At 42.3% G+C, this 18,923-nt stretch carries 11 protein-coding genes; 4 read left to right on the top strand and 7 right to left on the bottom strand.

Translation table 11 applies throughout. The features are described 5' to 3' along the window. Positions 1-96: 96 nt before the first annotated feature. The 7 genes from HC175_RS00110 to HC175_RS00140 form a co-directional block, all read right to left on the bottom strand. Complete coding sequence (locus HC175_RS00110; RefSeq protein WP_168136492.1) at positions 97-1,536, bottom strand: alpha-amylase family glycosyl hydrolase; 1,440 nt, start codon at positions 1,534-1,536, stop codon at positions 97-99. A gap of 10 nt (positions 1,537-1,546) precedes the next feature. Beyond that, positions 1,547-3,952 (bottom strand): glycoside hydrolase family 31 protein, encoded by a 2,406-nt coding sequence (locus HC175_RS00115; protein WP_235942485.1) that lies wholly within the window; start codon positions 3,950-3,952, stop codon positions 1,547-1,549. Positions 3,953-3,958: 6 nt separating this feature from the next. Then, entirely contained in the window at positions 3,959-5,800 is a 1,842-nt protein-coding gene (locus HC175_RS00120) for a glycoside hydrolase family 13 protein (protein WP_168136493.1), read from the bottom strand. Between the two features lie 10 nt (positions 5,801-5,810). After that, positions 5,811-8,117 (bottom strand): glycoside hydrolase family 65 protein, encoded by a 2,307-nt coding sequence (locus HC175_RS00125; RefSeq protein WP_168136494.1) that lies wholly within the window; start codon positions 8,115-8,117, stop codon positions 5,811-5,813. After that, on the bottom strand, positions 8,118-8,777 hold the full coding sequence (gene pgmB, locus HC175_RS00130; protein WP_168136495.1) for a beta-phosphoglucomutase: 660 nt from the start codon (positions 8,775-8,777) through the stop codon (positions 8,118-8,120). Further along, complete coding sequence (locus HC175_RS00135) at positions 8,770-10,284, bottom strand: MFS transporter (protein WP_168136496.1); 1,515 nt, start codon at positions 10,282-10,284, stop codon at positions 8,770-8,772. Before HC175_RS00135 ends, pgmB begins: the two co-directional genes overlap by 8 nt. 107 nt (positions 10,285-10,391) lie before the next feature. Next, complete coding sequence (locus HC175_RS00140; protein WP_168136497.1) at positions 10,392-11,429, bottom strand: LacI family DNA-binding transcriptional regulator; 1,038 nt, start codon at positions 11,427-11,429, stop codon at positions 10,392-10,394. A 215-nt stretch (positions 11,430-11,644) separates the two neighbouring features. Here HC175_RS00140 and HC175_RS00145 point away from each other — a divergent pair, with 215 nt between their 5' ends. From HC175_RS00145 to HC175_RS00160, 4 genes are read left to right on the top strand one after another with little or no spacing between them, the layout of a single operon-like run. Continuing rightward, on the top strand, positions 11,645-14,563 hold the full coding sequence (locus tag HC175_RS00145) for a SusC/RagA family TonB-linked outer membrane protein (protein WP_168136498.1): 2,919 nt from the start codon (positions 11,645-11,647) through the stop codon (positions 14,561-14,563). 12 nt (positions 14,564-14,575) lie between these two features. Continuing rightward, complete coding sequence (locus HC175_RS00150; RefSeq protein WP_168136499.1) at positions 14,576-16,168, top strand: RagB/SusD family nutrient uptake outer membrane protein; 1,593 nt, start codon at positions 14,576-14,578, stop codon at positions 16,166-16,168. Positions 16,169-16,186: 18 nt separating this feature from the next. Next, positions 16,187-17,335, top strand: coding sequence for a SusE domain-containing protein (locus HC175_RS00155; RefSeq protein ID WP_168136500.1), 1,149 nt, complete (start codon positions 16,187-16,189; stop codon positions 17,333-17,335). A gap of 60 nt (positions 17,336-17,395) precedes the next feature. Then, positions 17,396-18,844, top strand: a complete 1,449-nt coding sequence (locus HC175_RS00160; RefSeq protein WP_168136501.1) for an alpha-amylase — start codon at positions 17,396-17,398, stop codon at positions 18,842-18,844. The last annotated feature ends 79 nt before the right edge of the window (positions 18,845-18,923 follow it).

The raw sequence follows: 18,923 nt of genomic DNA on the forward strand, positions 1-18,923 counted from the left end.
ATAACCTAATCCGGTAAGATTCTCAAACGTTTTCGGTTGATAAAAAACAAAAAAGCCTCATTTTAGAGGCTTTTTATAATTTTTTTAGGGCATTTTTTAATTATCTGATAAAATTACATACTCCCACGGATTGAACTGGTACTTCCCGTCTTCCTGAATTTTGAAATCTGTTTTTCCATGATATACAGGAAGATTTCCGTCGAGCTTGAGATCAAAAGTCACTGGCTCGTTGGTCATGTTGGCAATATAAACCACTCTTGCGCCATTTTTTGATCTTTCAAAAGCAAGCACCTTCTCATTTGCTGTTGTTTCTAACCTCTTGTAGCTCGCAGCTTCCTTACCTCCGTGCAATGCAGGATTGCTGTTCTTTAATTTTCCAAGCTTTTCCAGCAATGGCCACATCACCCCTTTAGTTCTGGGAATACTGTCTTTTTCGAAGAATTTAAGCCTGTGATCAAGATCGTACTCCTGCCCACTATAGATAAGGGGCATTCCCGGAATAGTGTAACTCAATGCTACCATGGTCTCAGCTGCACTTCCCATTCTTTCCTTAACTGTACCGCTCCATGAATTCTCATCATGATTGGTCACGAAATTCATAAGATAATCATCCTGTTGATAGGTAGTGTCGATCTTCTTCATATAGTCATCCCAGGCCTCTACAGTGGCTTTCCCCTGTGCAATCTGGTTCTTGAGGTGATGACCTTCCCAGTTATATCCCATTTGAAAGGCTTTATGGAACAGCTCCTTCTCTTCAGACTCAGCCAACATGAACAACGGCTTGGTTGCTTCGAGTTTGGGAACAGCCTGCTCCCAGAATTCGGTTGGCACTTCTCCTGCCACATCGGCTCTAAATCCATCAATATCATGTTCATCTACCCAATATTTCATTTCGGCAGTCATGGCTTCCCATAGTTCCTTATTGTCATAGTTAAGATCGGCTACGTCTGTCCAGCCCCATGATTCTCCGGTTTCGGGATTAAGAGGGTCTACTGGCTCTCCTTTGTCATTCTGGGTATAGAATTCCGGATGTTCCTTTAACCAGGCGTGATCCCAGCCAGTGTGGTTAGCGACCCAGTCAAGGATGACATAGATCCCGTTGTCATGAGCAGTTTGCACAAGGTCATCGAAATCTTCTTTAGTGCCAAATTCAGGATTTACTTTGGTATAGTCTCCAATTGCATAATAGCTGCCCAGGTATTTTTTTCTTTCTTCCGCATCTTCAATATCTTCAATACTCTTATCTCCCGTAGCCTTTCTACGAACTTCAGAAATTGGATAAACAGGCATTAACCAGATCACCTTCACTCCCAGCTCCTTTAACTGCGGAATATCTTTAGTGAAAGCAGCAAATGTTCCTTCAGGAGAATACTGCCGAATGTTCGCCTCGTAGATCACTGCCGATTCCAGGACGTCGTTGTTCACGGGTTCAATGCTTATCTCATCCTGCACCTCTGCAGTTTCCTTCTGTTCAGGTTCATTTTTACAGGATGCGAAAACCAGCAGTCCCAATAATAAAATGGATATTCTTCTCATGGTGTTGTGTTTAATTGGTAATTTTTATAGTTGTTAAATCGTCAATAAGTTTCAATGGAATGGTGAGTTTCTTCGACTTTTCATCAAATTGCACTGCGACCGAATTTTCTCCGGATCTTACTCTTTTTGGCGCCTTCGGCATGTGATGAACAATAAGTTCAATAGCGGTAATTTCTGAATTTCTTTTCGATCTCCCACGCTCTTTCCTCATCTTAAAAGTTATTTCATTTTTTTCTAAATGGCTTTCAAAAATTAAAAGCTCAAAATCCCCTTTTTGAAAGGTATCGGGCGTTTCTCCATCATCATGATAATATAATCCTTTGCTATTTTTCACTTCCAAATCAAGATAGTAATGGATCTCAAGGTCTTCCGTGGAAAAATTCTGTAAACTTTGAACGGGTTTGGCCATTGGGATTATAGCTCCGGCTCTAACAAATGTGGGTATTGATTCTTCTTTCAGGTCTATACTGACATTATTGCCTCCCAGATATTTTTCACCCGAATAAAAGTCGTACCAGTTCGATGTCTTCGGAAAATACACTTCCTGTTGTACCGCATTTTCCTGAAGCACAGGAGCGATGAGGAAATCCTTGCCCCACAAATAAGTTCCTGCCACAGAGTAAAGCTTAAAATTATCTGGCTCCTCAAAGAACAGAGGTCGCATTAAAGGAAGACCTTCAGTAGAATTTTTAAAAGCCAGGGTATAATTATATGGGAATAGTTTGTAACGGAGTTCGACAGCCTGCTTACTGAGTTGTTTAGTTCGCGCCTCACGATAGACAGGCTCCGACGGAACTGCTTCCTGGGCATGAGGACGAAAAACGGGTTGAAAAACTCCGTATTGAAGCCATCTTACATAAAGTTCGTCATTGAGATGGTCACCGGCAAAACCCCCGAGATCTGAATGCATATAAGCCAGGCCCTGCATTCCCATTTGAAGCGAGATCTCCGGCTGAGCCTTTAAACCTCCCCAGCTGCGGCTTACATCACCCGACCAGGGAATAAGCCCAAAGCGTTGTGAACCCGCAGCTCCTGCCCTCATTAAAATGAACGGTCGCTGCTCCGGAAAATCTTCCAGGTAACCCTCGTAGATCATTTTAGCCCAGTAATGTCCGTAAATGTTATGCACCTCGTTGGCAGTCCCTGTTACATGAAGTAAACCTTCAGGATGCACTTCTGGCTCTCCCAGGTCTCCCCACCAGCCTCCTACTCCCATTTTTGTCAGGTCAGAATAAATATTCCAAAACCAGTTTTGTGCCTGGGCATCAAAAATGTCCACCAATCCAGTATTTCCAAAATAGAAATCGAAAGTAAAAGGATTTCCTATTGAATCTTTGGCCAGTACATTTTCATAAACTGCTTCCTGCCATCGGTTTGAAGAGGTAAGAATAAAAGGCTCAGTGACTAGAATTGTTTGCACTCCCTCTTTCTTCAGGTTCTGGATCATCTCCTTTGGCTTCGGAAAAGAATCTCGAACAAATTCCAGGTTTCCCATAGTGCCCATGATCTCATGACCAAACCAGTAAAGGTCGATAATAACTGCGTCAACAGGAATTTCCTCCTCTCTGAATTTGTCAATTGTATTCTCCACTTCTTCCCGGGAATGATACCCAAACCTGCTGGAAAAATTACCCAGGGCCCACTTTGGGGGCATGGGTTGCCTTCCGGTGAGAAGGGTGTAATTCCCAACAATAGCTTCCCAGGTTCTGCCAGCGATCAACTGGTAGGTCTTCCTGCCACCAATGGTTCCGTAGGTAAGTGTATTATTATGCTCACTATCCAGATCCAGATAACCTATAGGAGCATTATCGAAATGAATGAGAAATTTTTCAGAAGAGATAACCACGGGGAGGCTGTAGTTGAGAAGTTCACTTTTGGAGCCATAGCCGTAATGTGCCCTGTTATAAAGTTCAAGCCTGTTGCCGCGCCGGTTCATTCCCAGCGCTCTTGCGCCGCCACCCATTAATACTTCAGATTCTGAAATATTGAAATCCAGCTTTTCGTACTTTCCCTCTCTTGAGAAACCAGTTTTTTCGGAGATCAGCTTTTCTCCGTCGTAAAAATAAGTGACCTGAAATGGCATTTTTGACACCACTACATCCACCCCATCTGAATCTATGACTACTGAAGTCTTATCTTCAGAAATAGAATAATTCACAACCAGAGGTTGCAGGACAACAGCGTGAGAAGCGGGATCAAAAGCTTCGCCTGCAGGTATAAAAGAAGTCTCAATGATCTCGGGGGTGAAAAAGCGGATAAGGTAATTTCCATCACTAGTCCTTATTTCAATATTTTCATCTGCCCGATGGACCGCAAGGAATTGCCTTTCCGGATTCTGTGCGAATCCCTGAAAGGAGAGCAAAAGAAGGATGCTCAAAAATGTCATTTTTGACACCTCTTTAAAATCTGCGGCCATTCAAATTTATTTTAATTCTACAACCAGAGATGTTTTACCTGCTATTTCCAGGGAATTTTCCAGTTGCAGTTCCTCCCCAGATAATATATCCCTTCCTGAGGTTGCACCATTCAAGCCTTCAGCAAATCGCTGTAGATCTAGAGTTTGGGGTTCAGGATTATTATTGATCACCACCATTACTCTTGCTTCCGGATTATAGCGGAAATAGACGTAAACGTTATTCTCGGGAATGTACTGCAACAGCTTTCCGGTTTGAAGCACCTCGTTTTCCTGTCTATAATTCAGCAGTTTTTTTGTAAAAGCGTGAAATTCATTTTGCTCCGGGGTGCGTCCTTCTGCAGTAAAAGCAGACTGGGAATCATTACTCCAGCCTCCGGGAAAGTCCCTGCGAATATCAGCGTCTCCTTTGGCAGGTTTGTCGCCACGCATTCCTATTTCATCTCCGTAATATAACTGTGGTGTTCCTCTGGTGGTAAGAACCAAAGTGAGCGCTAATTTGTATTTTTTAAGATCTCCCTGGTACTGCTCATTGATTCGATTAGTATCATGATTACCCGCAAATACCAGTAAATTATCGGTGTCTGCATATAGAAAATCATTGGCGAAATTATCGTAAGCACGCACCATTCCACGATCCCAGCCCATATCATCTTCGTTGAACATGGTCATCAGAGCATCATGCAGCGTGAAATCCATGACCGACGGTAAGTTGCTGTTATAGCTTTGAATTGCCCCCACCGGGGAATCTTTTTGCCAGTAGGAGATCTGTGCCTGGTCATGCATCCAAACTTCACCCACAATGTTGAAGTCGGGATATTCCTCCATGATCGCCTGGGTCCACTCGGCAATTCCTGTTTTGTCATTGTAGGAATAGGTATCCACTCTAAAACCATCCAAACCGGCATATTCAATCCACCAAATGGCATTCTGAATAAGATAATTGAGTACAAGAGGGTTACTTTGATTTAGATCGGGCATGGTAGAAACAAACCAGCCATCTTCATTTAGTTTCCTATCGATATCTGCACGATTTGGATCAAACTGGGTAGTCATCCGATAATTGGAATTCTTATACCCGGGGAATTGATGTACCCAATCATAAGTGGGCAGGTCCTTGATCATCCAATGTTCTCCTCCCCAGTGATTCGTCACATAATCCATGATCAATTTCATATCGCGCTTGTGCATTTCATTAGCGAGGCGGCGATAATCTTCGTTAGTTCCATAACGGGGGTCGATCCTGTACACATCGCTTTGCGCATAGGTATGGTAAGAGTAACGTGGGTCATCGTCTTCCAGCAAAGGAGTGCTCCAAATGGCTGTCACACCCAAATCTTCCAGGTAATCAAGGTTATTGATGATCCCTTCAATATCCCCACCATGTCTGCCTCCGGGATTATTTCTATCTGCCTTTTCCTGAAGTTCGGGATGAGAATCATTAGCAGGATTTCCATTAGCAAACCTGTCGGGCATGATTAGGTAGATAGCGTCTGATGAATTAAATCCTACTCTGTGGGCAGAGCCTTCTTCCCGTTGTTTTAGTTCGTATTTATAAGAGAAGCCTTTTTTCCCCTTTTTGGAAAACCTGATTTCATAACTTCCGGAAGCTAATCCTTCAGTTTGCAGGCTAACAAAAACGTAGTTTGGATTTTCAGTCTTTCGGATGTTGGTGATGATCATTTCTTTTGGAGTTGACACATCAAATTCGGAGATATTCTTTCCGTAGAACATTACCTGCACTTCAGAAAGATTCATATTACTCCACCAGAAGGGCGGTTCTACCCGGTCAATCTGTGCAGTAAGCGTAGCACTTACCAGCAGCAACAAGAGGAAAAAAAACTTCTTCATTTTTAAAAATTTAAACAGTTAAAAGTACGCTTGGCATCACCGCTACAGGTTTTCCGTTTACAAGGATCTCGAGAGGCTCAGTTCCTTCAAGGGAGAAACTTGTCTTTTGTGGCGCGACACTGATCTTTAAGATCTGGTTTCGGAAATTAAGCTTAAAAGAGTAGCTATCCCAGCCTTCAGGAATTCTTGGATTGAAAGAAAGTTTTCCATCGATCACTCTCATTCCGCCGAAACCTTCAACAATACTCATCCATGTTCCTGCCATGCTGGTTATGTGACAACCTTCTTTCACTTCATTATTGTAGTCATCCAAATCCAGGCGCGAGGTGCGCAAATAGAACTGGTAAGCCTGGTCCATCCTGCCCAGAGCGGCAGCCTGGATACTGTGCACACATGGGGAGAGCGAAGATTCATGAACCGTTAATGGTTCATAAAAATCGAAATGCTTCTCGAGCTCTTCTTTTGAAAAATGCTCCTCAAAGAAGTAGAACCCCTGTAATACATCGGCTTGTTTAATATAACAGGAGCGAAGGATCCTGTCCCAACTCCATTTTTGATTAATAGGTCTTTGTGCTCGTGAAAGCTCACTTACCGGAATGATCTCCTTATCCAGGAAACTATCCTGTTGCAGGAAAACTTTATATTCTTCTGAATAAGGAAAGTACATCTTTTCAGAAACTTCTTTCCATCTCGCTAATTCCTCCTCCTTGAGATCTGTCTTCTCAATGATCCTCTTAAAATCTGAATCATATTCTCGTTCAACCTTTTCAAGGGACGCCAGGCAATAGTCAATACACCATTTTGCTATGTAATTGGTGTACCAGTTATTATTCACATTATTCTCATATTCGTTGGGCCCTGTTACTCCGAGGATCACGAATTTGTCTTTTTTGGTACTGTAATTTGCACGCTGTTGCCAAAATCGAGCAATAGCGATCATTACCTCCAGCCCTTTTTCGGGCACATAACTAAAATCGCCGGTATACTCCACATATCTTTTAATGGCAACCACCATAGCTCCATTTCTATGGATCTCTTCAAAAGTGATCTCCCATTCATTATGGCTTTCCTCTCCATTCATAGTAACCATGGGATAAAGAGCGGCACCATTAGAAAAGCCTAGTTTTTTCGCATTTTCGATAGCCTTGTCCAGATGGTTGTACCTATAGGTTAAAAGGTTTCTCGCCACCTCATGGTTCTTTGTCGCCATGTAGAAAGGAATGCAGTAAGCTTCGGTATCCCAGTAAGTACTGCCACCGTACTTTTCACCTGTAAAACCTTTAGGCCCTATGTTCAATCTCGCATCTTCCCCTAGATATGTCTGGTTAAGCTGAAAAATATTAAACCTGATTCCCTGCTGAGCCTTTACATCACCTTCAATTGCAATGTCTGCCATTTCCCATATGCCCGCCCAGGCATCCTTTTGCTCCTGAAGTAAAGTTTCAAACCCGGCTGAAACGGCACCTTCCAAGACAGCCTGAGCAGCGGCTATCAGGTTTTCACGCTTATGATTCATGTCGGTCACATAACCTCCGAACTTATGAAGCGCTATCTTGTCGCCTTTCTTCACTTCTGAAGAATAGGTAAAGCTTATCTTATCTTCATGAACTTTCTCCTCAAAAGCAGCATTGAGCACTTTTCCGTTTTTGAACAAAGAGGACTGCATGAAGGCAGTTGCATGAAATTCTGTCTTTAACGTCTTGGCGGTAACAAATGCCTGCTCTTCTACAGATTTCACGCTAAGGGTTTCCCAGAACTTCTCCTCCCAGTTTGCATCTTCATTGGTAATACCGCTGTCCAGATAGGGCTCAAAAATGACATTTGCGTCGGTATTTTTTAGCTCGATCTCGAAATTGATTGCTCCCAGTTCATTTCTTTTAAGGGATAGAAATCTTATCACTTTTACCGCAACCTCCACTTCGTTGGGCAGGATAGCTGTAAAACTGCGTTCGTACCAGCCTTCTTTCATGTTGAGCTCTCGCCTGAAATACCGAATCTCCTTACAGGTATTGAGATCAAGCTCTTCTCCATTGATATAAACATTCACCCCTATCCAGTTGGGTGCATTCAATACTTTGGCAAAATATTCGGGATATCCATTTTTCCACCAGCCCACTTTTGTCTTGTCTGGATAGTAAACTCCCGCGATGTAACTTCCCTGAAAGCTGCTACCCGAATAGTTTTCTTCAAAATTGGCTCGCTGTCCCATTGCTCCATTTCCCAGGCTAAACAGGCTTTCGGAAGCCTCTACTCTTGCTGCATCAAATCCTTCTTCCAGAATTGACCAATTATCTGGTATGATATAATCCTGATTCATTTATTTCTTAATTATTTGCTTTATAAAATCTATATATATTTCTGTGAAATCATTAAAATTATGATCTGCTTCTTTTAAAATCTCTTTGTCACCTATTCCAATACTTGTCATTCCGGCACGATTTGCTGCCTCCACTCCTGCTACAGAGTCTTCAAAAACAACACAATCCTCAGGTTGCATGTCTAGCTTTTGGGCGGCAATAAGAAAAACTTCTGGATCGGGTTTAGCTTTTGTCACATCGTTCCCGTCCACAATGGCTTTGAATCGCTTCTCTATTTTCAATCCTTTGAGAATTGGCCGGGCATTCTTACTTGCTGAACCCAATGCAAATGGAATATGGTTTTCTGTTAAAAAATCAAGGATCGTTTTCACTCCCGGAAGAAGATCCTCGTCATTCATGTGGGCAATCCTACTCAAGTAGTCTTCGTTCTTGGAGCTCATGAGCTGTGCAAATTCTGTGCTGCTCACAGTTCTGTTTCCCCATCCCAGGATCTGTTCAAGAGAGTGAACTCTGCTCACTCCTTTGAGTTGTTCATTTTGTTCTAATGTAATATCGAAGCCAAGGTCGTTCGCCATTTTTCTCCAGGCCAAATAGTGAAATTTAGCAGTATCTACAATGACTCCGTCCAGGTCGAAGATGATTCCTTTTGTATTATTCATGTATGTCTAATTTCCTGTTTGTTTTCACGCGAAGGGTTAGCAATCCGGAGAGGATCATTGCAAATCCTCCAATAATTAATGCGTAAACAGGTTCATTTGAAAAAAATTCTTTGATTAAATATCCTAAAATCGTAGCAGCGACAATTTGAGGGATCACGATGAAAAAATTGAAAACTCCCATGTAATATCCCATTTTTGCTGAAGGCAGGGAACCAGAGAGCATGGCATAAGGCAAGGATAAAATACTTGCCCATGCTACTCCAACTCCCACCATAGATAAGAGCAAACCCGCTTTACTGGAAAGGAAATAAATTGAGATCAACCCTATTCCTCCTACACATAGGGCTAAAAGATGAGTGACTTTATTGCTGGTTCTTCTTGCGAGCACAGGTAATAAAAAGGCTACTGCTGCAGCCACACCGTTATAAACAGTAAACATTACCGGCACCCAATCTGCAGCATCGTTATACAATTCTGAAGTGGGATCGGAAGTGCCAAAGACATGTCCTGTAACAGCAGCTGTGGTATAGATCCACATAGAAAAAAGCGCAAACCAGGAGAAAAACTGCACCCATGCCAGTTGCTTCATGGTTTCGGGCATGTTCAACATATCGGTTATGATCGTAGTAAATCCGTTCTTTACTTTTTGCTTCCGAAGCACCGAGGTGACCATAAAGAGTAATCCAGCTACTATAAGGCCAACAAAGAGAATGTACAATTCTTTGGTCAGGCTGTTGGCGTAAACGTACCAGCTTACTCCAGCGCCAATGACAAACATTCCTATCCCATAGTAAAGCTGGTTCCTGATATTCCTTACTCTTTCTTCCTCAGTTTCTTTGACAGGGGTTATTTTCTTATCGGCCTGTTCAAATGCGGCTAATTCTTCGGGGGAATATTCTTTAGATCTTATTACGGTCCAAAGAACGGCGAGAAAGAAAACTATACCTCCTACATAGAAGGACCATTTCACTGAATCTGGGATAACGCCTTCGGCTGCTGTGTTGCTAATTCCAAACCAGCTTGAAAACATATAAGGTAACAGAGATCCTATCACTGCTCCTATTCCAATGAAAAAGCTTTGCATGGAAAAACCAAGCGTTCTTTGCCGTGCGGGTAAATTATCCCCCACAAATGCTCTGAAAGGTTCCATGGAAATATTAATGGAAGCGTCCATGATCCACAAAGTTCCTGCGGCTATCCACAGCGTAGGTGAATTTGGCATGATAAAAAGGGCAATGGAAGATAGTATAGCTCCTACCAAAAAGTAAGGTCGGCGGCGACCCAGCCGGGTCCAGGTGCGATCACTAAAATAACCAATGATAGGTTGAACTACTAGTCCGGTAACGGGTGCCGCGATCCACAAAATAGGGATCTGATCCACATTTGCTCCCAGGGTTTCAAATATTCGAGAAGTGTTGGCATTTTGAAGGGCAAAGCCGAATTGTATACCCAGAAATCCGAAACTCATGTTCCAGATCTCCCAAAAACTCAGTGTGCGTTTTTGCATTATCGTAGTATTAGATTACGATAAGCTTATTAGACTTATCAAAACTTTTAAAGGGGAGAAGAAATACAAAGTTTTGATAAAAATCGAAGCAAATATAACAATTTAAATTATACAGCCGAGGATTTAATTCTTCTGCTAGATTCTCTTTCTATAAGGCTGGTCTTAACAAGGGCAGTCTGAAAATTTTCTTCCTCAACAGTATTTTCAAGCCTTTCAATTAGCAATTCTGCTGCCTTTGCACCCATCGCAGCCCCGTGCTGATCGACGGTGCTGATTGATGGAATGAACCTTCGGGATAATTCCCCGTCGGAAAAACTGAATACCAGTACATCTTCCGGAACCGATTTGCCTTTAAGATTGATCGCCTTTACAGCACTTGTAGCAAATTGCTCATTTACTGTAAAGATCCCATCTACTTCTCTTGTTAATAGAAATTCATTGATCTCGTCCTGACTTTGATCAACATTTTCAATTTTCAGAATTAGATCCTCATCTATCTCAATATTGTTGGATGTCAACGCTTCCAGGTATCCATCTGTTCGAAGTTTCCCTACGCTTACATAGTCTACTGTGGTAATAATAGCAATTTTCTTGCAGCCCGAATCAATGAGATGCTGCACTGCATTTTTCGCCCCTTCAGAATCATCTATGATCACTTTGTCGCAGGTGAGCTGGTCTACTACTCTATCTACTAATACTATGGGCATGCCCTGATTTATCACTTCTTCAAGGTGATGATAATCTTCCTTTTGCTGAGTTTCCTTTGCAACAGAAATAATGAAACCATCTGTACTTCCGTTCGCCAGCATTTCCATATTCATGACCTCCCGGTCAAAGGAATTATTTGATAAACATATTAGAACGTTATATCCTTTTTGGTTAGCAACTTCCTCAATACCACTTATCACCGTAGCAAAAAAATCATGAACTATCTCTGGCAGTACGAGACCTATAGTTCTTGTTTTTCGGTTTTTAAGACTCAGGGCAATATTGTTTGGCTTGTAATTGTAAAGCTTTGCAAAAGCCTTGATCTTGAGCCTGGTTTCTTCACTTATCTCCACGCTGTCACGCAAAGCTTTAGAGACAGTTGAAACAGAGACATCTAGTTCCCTTGCAATTTGCTTTAGCGTAAGTTTAGGTTTCATGCTTTAATAATGAGATAAAATAATTCTGCTAAAAATGACAAATCTATTATAAATTAAGGTTAAATTTAGTTTATAATAAAGTTTTCAACACGAAAACGTTTTCGAACCCCTGTGGCCCCATTTAATACCTCTTCGTCTTTTTAAAAAGATTACTTTTAGTCCCGGGAAGTAGAAATACAAGGTTAAAATTAAGTAAAACCTAACAACGCAATTTTATGAGAACATTAATTAAAAGCACATTGCTTCTGTTGTTTATGATGCCAATGAGCTTTTTTGCACAATCCACGATTAGCGGAATTATCACCGAAAGGGATACCGGTATGCCCATACCGGGAGCTAACGTAGTGATTAAGGGTACCACAAATGGTACCACAACCAATTTCGACGGGGAATATACCCTTGACGGTGTAAATCTTGATGACGTCATTGTAGTGTCATATTTAGGATTTGCCTCTCAGGAGATCCCGTTTACAGGTCAACAAACTATCAACGTTCAGTTACAACCCGATACTGCTGTTCTTGAAGAAGTAGTATTGATTGGATATGGATCCACCAGAAGACAGGATGCTACTGGTGCGGTGGAACAGATCTCAACCGAAGATTTTAACCGCGGTGCGATCGTTTCACCTGAACAACTTATAGCAGGTAAATCTGCCGGAGTTAGAATTACTTCTGGTAACGGAGCTCCTGGAGGTGGTGCACAAATTAGAATTCGTGGAGGATCTTCTCTTTCTGCGAATAATGACCCGCTTATTGTTGTTGATGGACTACCATTAGACCAACGAGGAGTGCAGGGTGTGCGAAACCAGCTCAATGCTATTAACCCTAATGAAATAGAAGATTTTGTTGTTCTTAAAGACGCATCGGCTACTGCTATTTATGGGTCAAGAGCATCAAACGGGGTAATTCTTATTACCACCAAAAAAGGGAAAAGAGGAGCAGATCTCACCTTTGAATATGATCTTAAAGCCTCTGTAGGAACAGTTACAGATTATGTGGATGTTCTGGATGCCGCGCAGTTCAGAAATATCATCGAAACGACTGAAGGTACAGACCTTGGATTATTAGGAGAAAGTGATACCGACTGGCAGGATGAGATCTATCAAACAGCAGTTGGAGCGATCCACAACTTCACAGTAGCCCAGGGTTTTGAAAATTTCTATTACCGTATCAATTACAACAATACTTCTCAAACGGGAGTCTTGAAAACAGATTTATACGAAAGAAATGCTTTAAACATTGCCTTAAATACAGATTTACTTGACAATGACCTGAAACTTACACTTACTACTAAAGCGAGTATAGATGCAAACCATTTTGCAGAACAGGGCGCAATTGGAGCTGCTGTTGGTTTCGATCCAACTCAGTCAGTTTATGATGCAACAAGTCCTTTTGGTGGCTTTTTTGAATTCCGCAACGCAAACGATGAAGCTCTTCAACAAGCAACACGAAACCCGCTGGCATTATTACTTCAAAGAGATGCCGAAGGTGAAACAAAACGTGTGATCTCCAACTTTAACGTTGACTATCGAATTCCCTTGATCGAAGATCTGAGATTCAATCTTAATGCCGGGGTGGATTACGCCGAAAATGACGGATTTAGTTTTGTTCCCACCACTGCCGCTACTGTTATTCAGGATATTCCAAATCAGGAGATCTACGGAGGATTCAACAGGAACACCCTGTTAGATTTTTACTTTAACTATAAGCCTTACCTGGAAGCAATAAGCACGAACGTCGATCTAACTGCAGGGCACTCTTTCCAGGAGTTCTACAGCACCAGCAAATCTCGATTTACTGAAAACAACGTATGGGTGGAGAGAGACAGGTCAATTAACAGGAATGCTTTGGAATCATACTTTGCACGCGCGAGTTTTGACATTTTAGACAGGTATTTGATTTCTGCGAGTTATCGTATGGATGGATCTTCAAGATTCAGCGAAAAAAACCGCTGGAGCTCCTTCCCTGCTCTTTCTGTGGGTTGGAAAATCAATAACGAAGCGTTCCTGAAAGATTCCAATACTTTTTCTGAGCTAAAACTTAGAGCAGGTTACGGGGTGACCGGAAACCAGGAGATTGGACCTAACTATGGTTACATCAACGTTTATACTCCAAGTGCCGCAGGTGCAAGCTACCAATTCGGAGATCGCTTTTACCGCACTTTAAGACCAGAGGAATTTGATGCCGATCTTAGGTGGGAAGAACTTCAAACTTATAACGTGGGGCTTGATTTCGGATTTTTCAGTAATCGATTTACCGGAAGTGTAGATGCCTATCACAGAACAACCGATGGACTTTTAGCTCAGGTTCCTGTTCCTGCAGGTTCTAACCTGTCAGATCAACTTGTCACCAACGTGGGTGAAACCGTAAGTAAAGGTCTTGAAATTGGTCTTAATGCCGGAGTAGTGCGTACAGATAAGCTTGACTGGAATGTCAATTACAACATTACTTTTGAGGATCTTGAGATCACCAGACTGGATCTTGGAAATAACCCGGGCTTTTTTATTCCTCAGGGAGGAATAAGCGGTGGGGTTGGTAACACCATCCAGTTGTGGAAAAAAGGTATTGATCCTACCACTTTCTTTGTATACAGACAGGTTTATGATCAAGATGGACAACCTATAGAAGGTGCCTACGTTGATGTAAACGGAGATAATGTGATCACTGAAGCCGATAGACAGCCTTACAAAAAAGGACGCCCCGACTTCTTTATGGGATTGACCAACAATTTCACTTATAAGGATTTCGATTTCAGCTTTACATTCCGAGGAAGCTTTGGAGGTTATATGTACAACAATACCCAGTCAAGTACTGGATTTAGAACTGCCGGTACCGTTACTCCAGAAGCCTATTACTCTAACTTTAATGCAAATGTTCTTGAAACAAACTTTAGAAACAGCCAGTTCTTTTCAGATTATTACGTGAGAAGTGCCGACTTTGTAAAGCTTGATAACGTTTCTGTTGGATATCTGATTCCGGGCGAAAAAGTTGATTTCCGGGCTTCTTTAACTGCGACTAACATTTTGACCATTACAGATTATGAAGGCCTTGATCCTGAAATCGCCGGCGGAATAGATAATAACTTCTATCCAAGACCAAGAACTTTTGTATTGGGCTTAAACCTTCAATTTTAAAAAAATATGACTATGTATAATAAAGTAAAATCTTTCTTTCTCATTTTACTGAGCCTCACAGTTCTCGGGGCTTGTGAGAGTGAACTGGAATTGTCTCCAGAAGATAACCGGCAAACCCCGGGAGAAATCTTCCAGGATGCAGAAGCCTATAAGCAGTTCCTGGCGAAGCTGTATGCAGGACTTGCAGTAAGTGGACAGCAGGGACCTGCTGGAAACCCAGATCTAATTGGACTCGATGAAGGTTTCTCACAGTACCTTCGCCTTTACTGGATGCTTCAGGAATTGCCAACAGAAGAAGCTGTGATTGGATGGAACGATGGAACCATTCTTACCCTTCATGCCCAGACCTGGACATCAGGGAATGAATTCATTCGAACCATGTATTCCCGTATTCTCTATCAGGTGGCGCAAACCAATGCGTTTATCCGAGAGACCAGTGACGCTAATCTTAATGCTTATGGTGTAGACCAGGCGACGCGTGAGGAAATAGTGAAGTTTCGTGCCGAAGCCCGTTTTTTAAGAGCTTTAAGCTATTATCACGCACTTGATCTCTTTGGAAACCCACCATTTATTTCTGAAAACGACCCCGTTGGTGCGTTCTTACCTGAACAAATTCAACGTGCCGACCTGTTCACTTTTATTGAAAGCGAATTGTTAGCCATTGAAAATGAAATGGTTCCTGCAAGACAAAACGAATATGGCCGTGCAGACCGAGCTGCAGTATGGACGCTTCTTGCTAAATTATATTTGAATGCAGAAGAATACACTGGAACAAAAAGGTATGCTGATGTGATCACCTATTCAGAAAAAGTGATCAACGCTGGTTATACGCTCGTAGATGATTACCAGAAGTTATTCCTGGCAGATAATAACACTAACGGAGCTCAGAATGAGATCATTTTCCCTATTGCCTTTGACGGTCTAGAGACTCGTTCCTTTGGAGGAATGACCTTCATCATTAGAGCGCCCATTGGAGGTGATATGGTTCCAGCAGAGTTTGGAGTTAATTCTGGTTGGGGAGGTTTAAGAACTACTCCGCAGTTCGTAAGTCTATTTCCAGGTGGTGCTGAGTCACAGGATGAGCGAGAAATGTTCTTTACTGAAGGACAACGTCTTGAAATTCGTGATATCACAAGATTCAAGGATGGCTATGCGGTTGCAAAATTCCGTAACGTGGACAGTGAAGGAAACCCAGGATCTGATCCTACAGGAGAACATCCCGATACCGACTTCCCGATGTTCAGGCTTGCCGATGTATACCTAATGTATGCAGAAGCTGTACTTCGTGGAGGTGGTGGTAGCCAGAGCCAGGCCGTTAGCTATATCAATGAATTAAGAGACAGAGCTTATGAAAGTGGCGGAACAATTTCTGCCAATGACCTCACTTTAGATTTTATTCTTGCAGAAAGAGGAAGAGAGCTTTATTGGGAAGCACATCGCCGTACAGACCTTGTAAGGTTTGGACAATTCACCAGCCAGGGAGTATGGGCATGGAAAGGTAATGTTCCGCAGGGAATGACAACAGCCGCTTTCCGTGATCTTTACCCTATTCCAGCATCAGATTTAGGTGTGAACACCAACTTAACACAAAACCCAGGATACTAATTACATAAACCAAGAACAATGAAAAAAATATCAATATTAATTTTAGCTTTAGTTGCACTTACAGGCTTTAATGCATGTACGTCAGACGATGATGTGGTTTTCATCGCGCAACCAGATCCCGAAGGGATTAGCTTTGTAAATACTTTTTCTTCCACCTACATTTTGACCAGTGCCACTGCAGAAAACACGGCCGAACGTTTTGTTTGGAATGAAATCGAGCTTGACGTCCCAACTAACATCGTTTATGAGGTACAGGGTTCTACTACATCGGACTTCTCTGACTTTACTATTTTTGGAACAACTTCAGGTAATAACCTTGCCATTAAAGTAAGTCAGCTCATGGATCTTGCTGAAGATGCAGGATTGGATAATGATCCAGCCACCGAAGCTCCAAATACAGGAACTATTTTTGTAAGAGTGGTTGCATCTGCAGGTACTGCTGGAGAACTGGCTCATACTTCAGAAGTTCAGGCGATCACTGTTGTACTTCCTGAGCAGACTGGAGAAGAGGAAATCGATCTGAGAGAATTCTATCTTGTAGGTAATGCTACACCAGATAACTGGAACAACAACGCAAATAACCTTCCATTATTCAGGGATCCTACAAATCCAAATCTTTACCACTTTACAGGAAAGTTCCTGGCAGGAGAATTTAAACTTCTTGAAGTGAGAGGCCAGTGGCAACCACAATGGGGGCTTGATAATGGTACTTTGACCAGTAGTGATATTCTTGGTGGTGATCCTGGTGCCTTCACTGTTGCTACAGAAGGTTACTATACACTTACTGTGAACGCAGAGGAAATGACCTATTCTTTTGAACCTTATGATGCTTCAGGTGCTGCAACTTATACTACAATCGGAATTCTGGGAAGTGGTACTCAGGGGCTGCACAATACCGGAGCCGATGGATGGGCGTCTGATGTTGATATGACCCAGTCTGCGTTCAACCCGCACTTATGGTACATTACTGGAATGGAACTCAAGGACGGTGAGATCAAATTCCGTGCAGGAGATGCGTGGGATGTGAACTGGGGCGGTGATACACCTTTATCTGGTAAAGCAACCCTTGGTGGACCAAACATTCCTGTAGAAGAAGGAACCTATGAGATCTGGTTAAATGATCTTACAGGAAGATATATTCTTATCCCTCCCTCTGCAGACGAATAATCTATAAGACTTATTAAAAGGCTGCTTCACGGCAGCCTTTTTCGATTAAAATCTATACATATGAAAAACAAAAATTTATTCTTACTCCTGTTATTGATCTTTTTCACCCTGGTATCATGCTCAGGAGATGATGGAGGTAATACTCCAGATCCAGGCCCAGGTGAAGGCCCTGTAGATCCACCTCCCGCTGCGGCCCAGCCTCTTGACCTTGCCAGCTACAGCAATGGTAGCGGAGTCATGATGCAGGCATTTTACTGGGATGTTGAACCTCGACATGGATGGTGGGACCTGCTTTCAGAAAAAGTGGATGACTGGGCAGATGCAGGTATTGATCGCATCTGGTTACCTCCTGCTTCCAAAGGCCAATCCGGAGGCTATTCCATGGGCTATGATGTTGCCGATTATTTTGATCTTGGAGATTATTTTAATCATCAAACTACCGAAACCAGATTTGGATCTCGTGCAGAACTCGATAACTTAATAGAAACAGCAAATGCCAATGGCATCGAAGTGATCGCCGATATCGTGCTCAACCACAACTCGGGTGGCGGATTGGAATGGAATCCTTACAGAGAAAAAGAGACCTGGACCTTGTTTGATGAGGAACATGGTAATGCTTCTGGGAAATTCAACCGAAACTATGAAAACTTTTATCCAAACAGCACCAGCCCTTATGATCCCGGAAGTTTATTCTATGAAGAGACCAACCTTGACCATAACCAGCAATATGTGCAGGATTGGTTATGGGAGAAAGATTACTCGGTTGCAGAATTTTATAAGAATGAGGTCGGTTTTGATGGCTGGAGATTCGATTATGTACTAGGTTTTGAGCCTTGGGTAGTAAAAGAATGGCTTGATGCTGTGGGAGGATTCTCGGTTGCTGAACTTTGGGATGGAAATCCAGATGTTCTTGAGGCCTACATTGAAGCTACAGGAGCAGGAGTTTTTGACTTTGCAACCTTCTATAAACTTGAAGAAGCTTTTGATCGCTTTGATGACCTTACCTACCTTACCCGCCATATGGTTTGGCAGAATTACCCAGACAAGGCAGTTACTTTTACTGCCAACCATGACACTGAAAAGGATTCTCATGAAGATAATAAGATTGCTCCCGAGAACAAATTAAAGGCTTACGCCTTTATTCTTACTCATCCTGGATATCCAACAGTTTTCTACCTGGATTATGAGAATGAAAATTTTCAGGCAAAACTGGATCAATTGATCCTTATCCATAATACCATTGCTACGGGTGAAACAGAGGTTCTTTATGTAGATGATGATGAATATGTAATGAAAAGAAATGGGACCAGTTCAAATCCTGGTATGATCCTTTACATCAACACTTCGGGCAATGTGAAAGCCCGCGCGAATATCCAGACAAACTGGAATGCTACTCCGGTAATGGATTACAGCAACAGTATCGATTTTCAAACCTCCACAGGTTCCGATGGAAAAGTCACGCTTCGTGCCCCTGCTAATGGTTATGCGATCTACTCTATTATGGAATAAACTTTAAATAAGTATGATAAAAAGGAAAGCCGGTCCATTGACCGGCTTTCCTTTTTTGTATTTTGGCGAATCCCCGTCA

It is taken from the genome of Salinimicrobium oceani, from assembly GCF_012037645.1.

Coding starts and splice junctions, on each gene's coding strand:
- HC175_RS00110 (WP_168136492.1), bottom strand. CDS start 1,536: ATGAGAAGAATATCCATTTTATTATTGGGACTGCTGGTTTTCGCATCC.
- HC175_RS00115 (WP_235942485.1), bottom strand. CDS start 3,952: ATGGCCGCAGATTTTAAAGAGGTGTCAAAAATGACATTTTTGAGCATC.
- HC175_RS00120 (WP_168136493.1), bottom strand. CDS start 5,800: ATGAAGAAGTTTTTTTTCCTCTTGTTGCTGCTGGTAAGTGCTACGCTT.
- HC175_RS00125 (WP_168136494.1), bottom strand. CDS start 8,117: ATGAATCAGGATTATATCATACCAGATAATTGGTCAATTCTGGAAGAA.
- pgmB (WP_168136495.1), bottom strand. CDS start 8,777: ATGAATAATACAAAAGGAATCATCTTCGACCTGGACGGAGTCATTGTA.
- HC175_RS00135 (WP_168136496.1), bottom strand. CDS start 10,284: ATGCAAAAACGCACACTGAGTTTTTGGGAGATCTGGAACATGAGTTTC.
- HC175_RS00140 (WP_168136497.1), bottom strand. CDS start 11,429: ATGAAACCTAAACTTACGCTAAAGCAAATTGCAAGGGAACTAGATGTC.
- HC175_RS00145 (WP_168136498.1), top strand. CDS start 11,645: ATGAGAACATTAATTAAAAGCACATTGCTTCTGTTGTTTATGATGCCA.
- HC175_RS00150 (WP_168136499.1), top strand. CDS start 14,576: ATGTATAATAAAGTAAAATCTTTCTTTCTCATTTTACTGAGCCTCACA.
- HC175_RS00155 (WP_168136500.1), top strand. CDS start 16,187: ATGAAAAAAATATCAATATTAATTTTAGCTTTAGTTGCACTTACAGGC.
- HC175_RS00160 (WP_168136501.1), top strand. CDS start 17,396: ATGAAAAACAAAAATTTATTCTTACTCCTGTTATTGATCTTTTTCACC.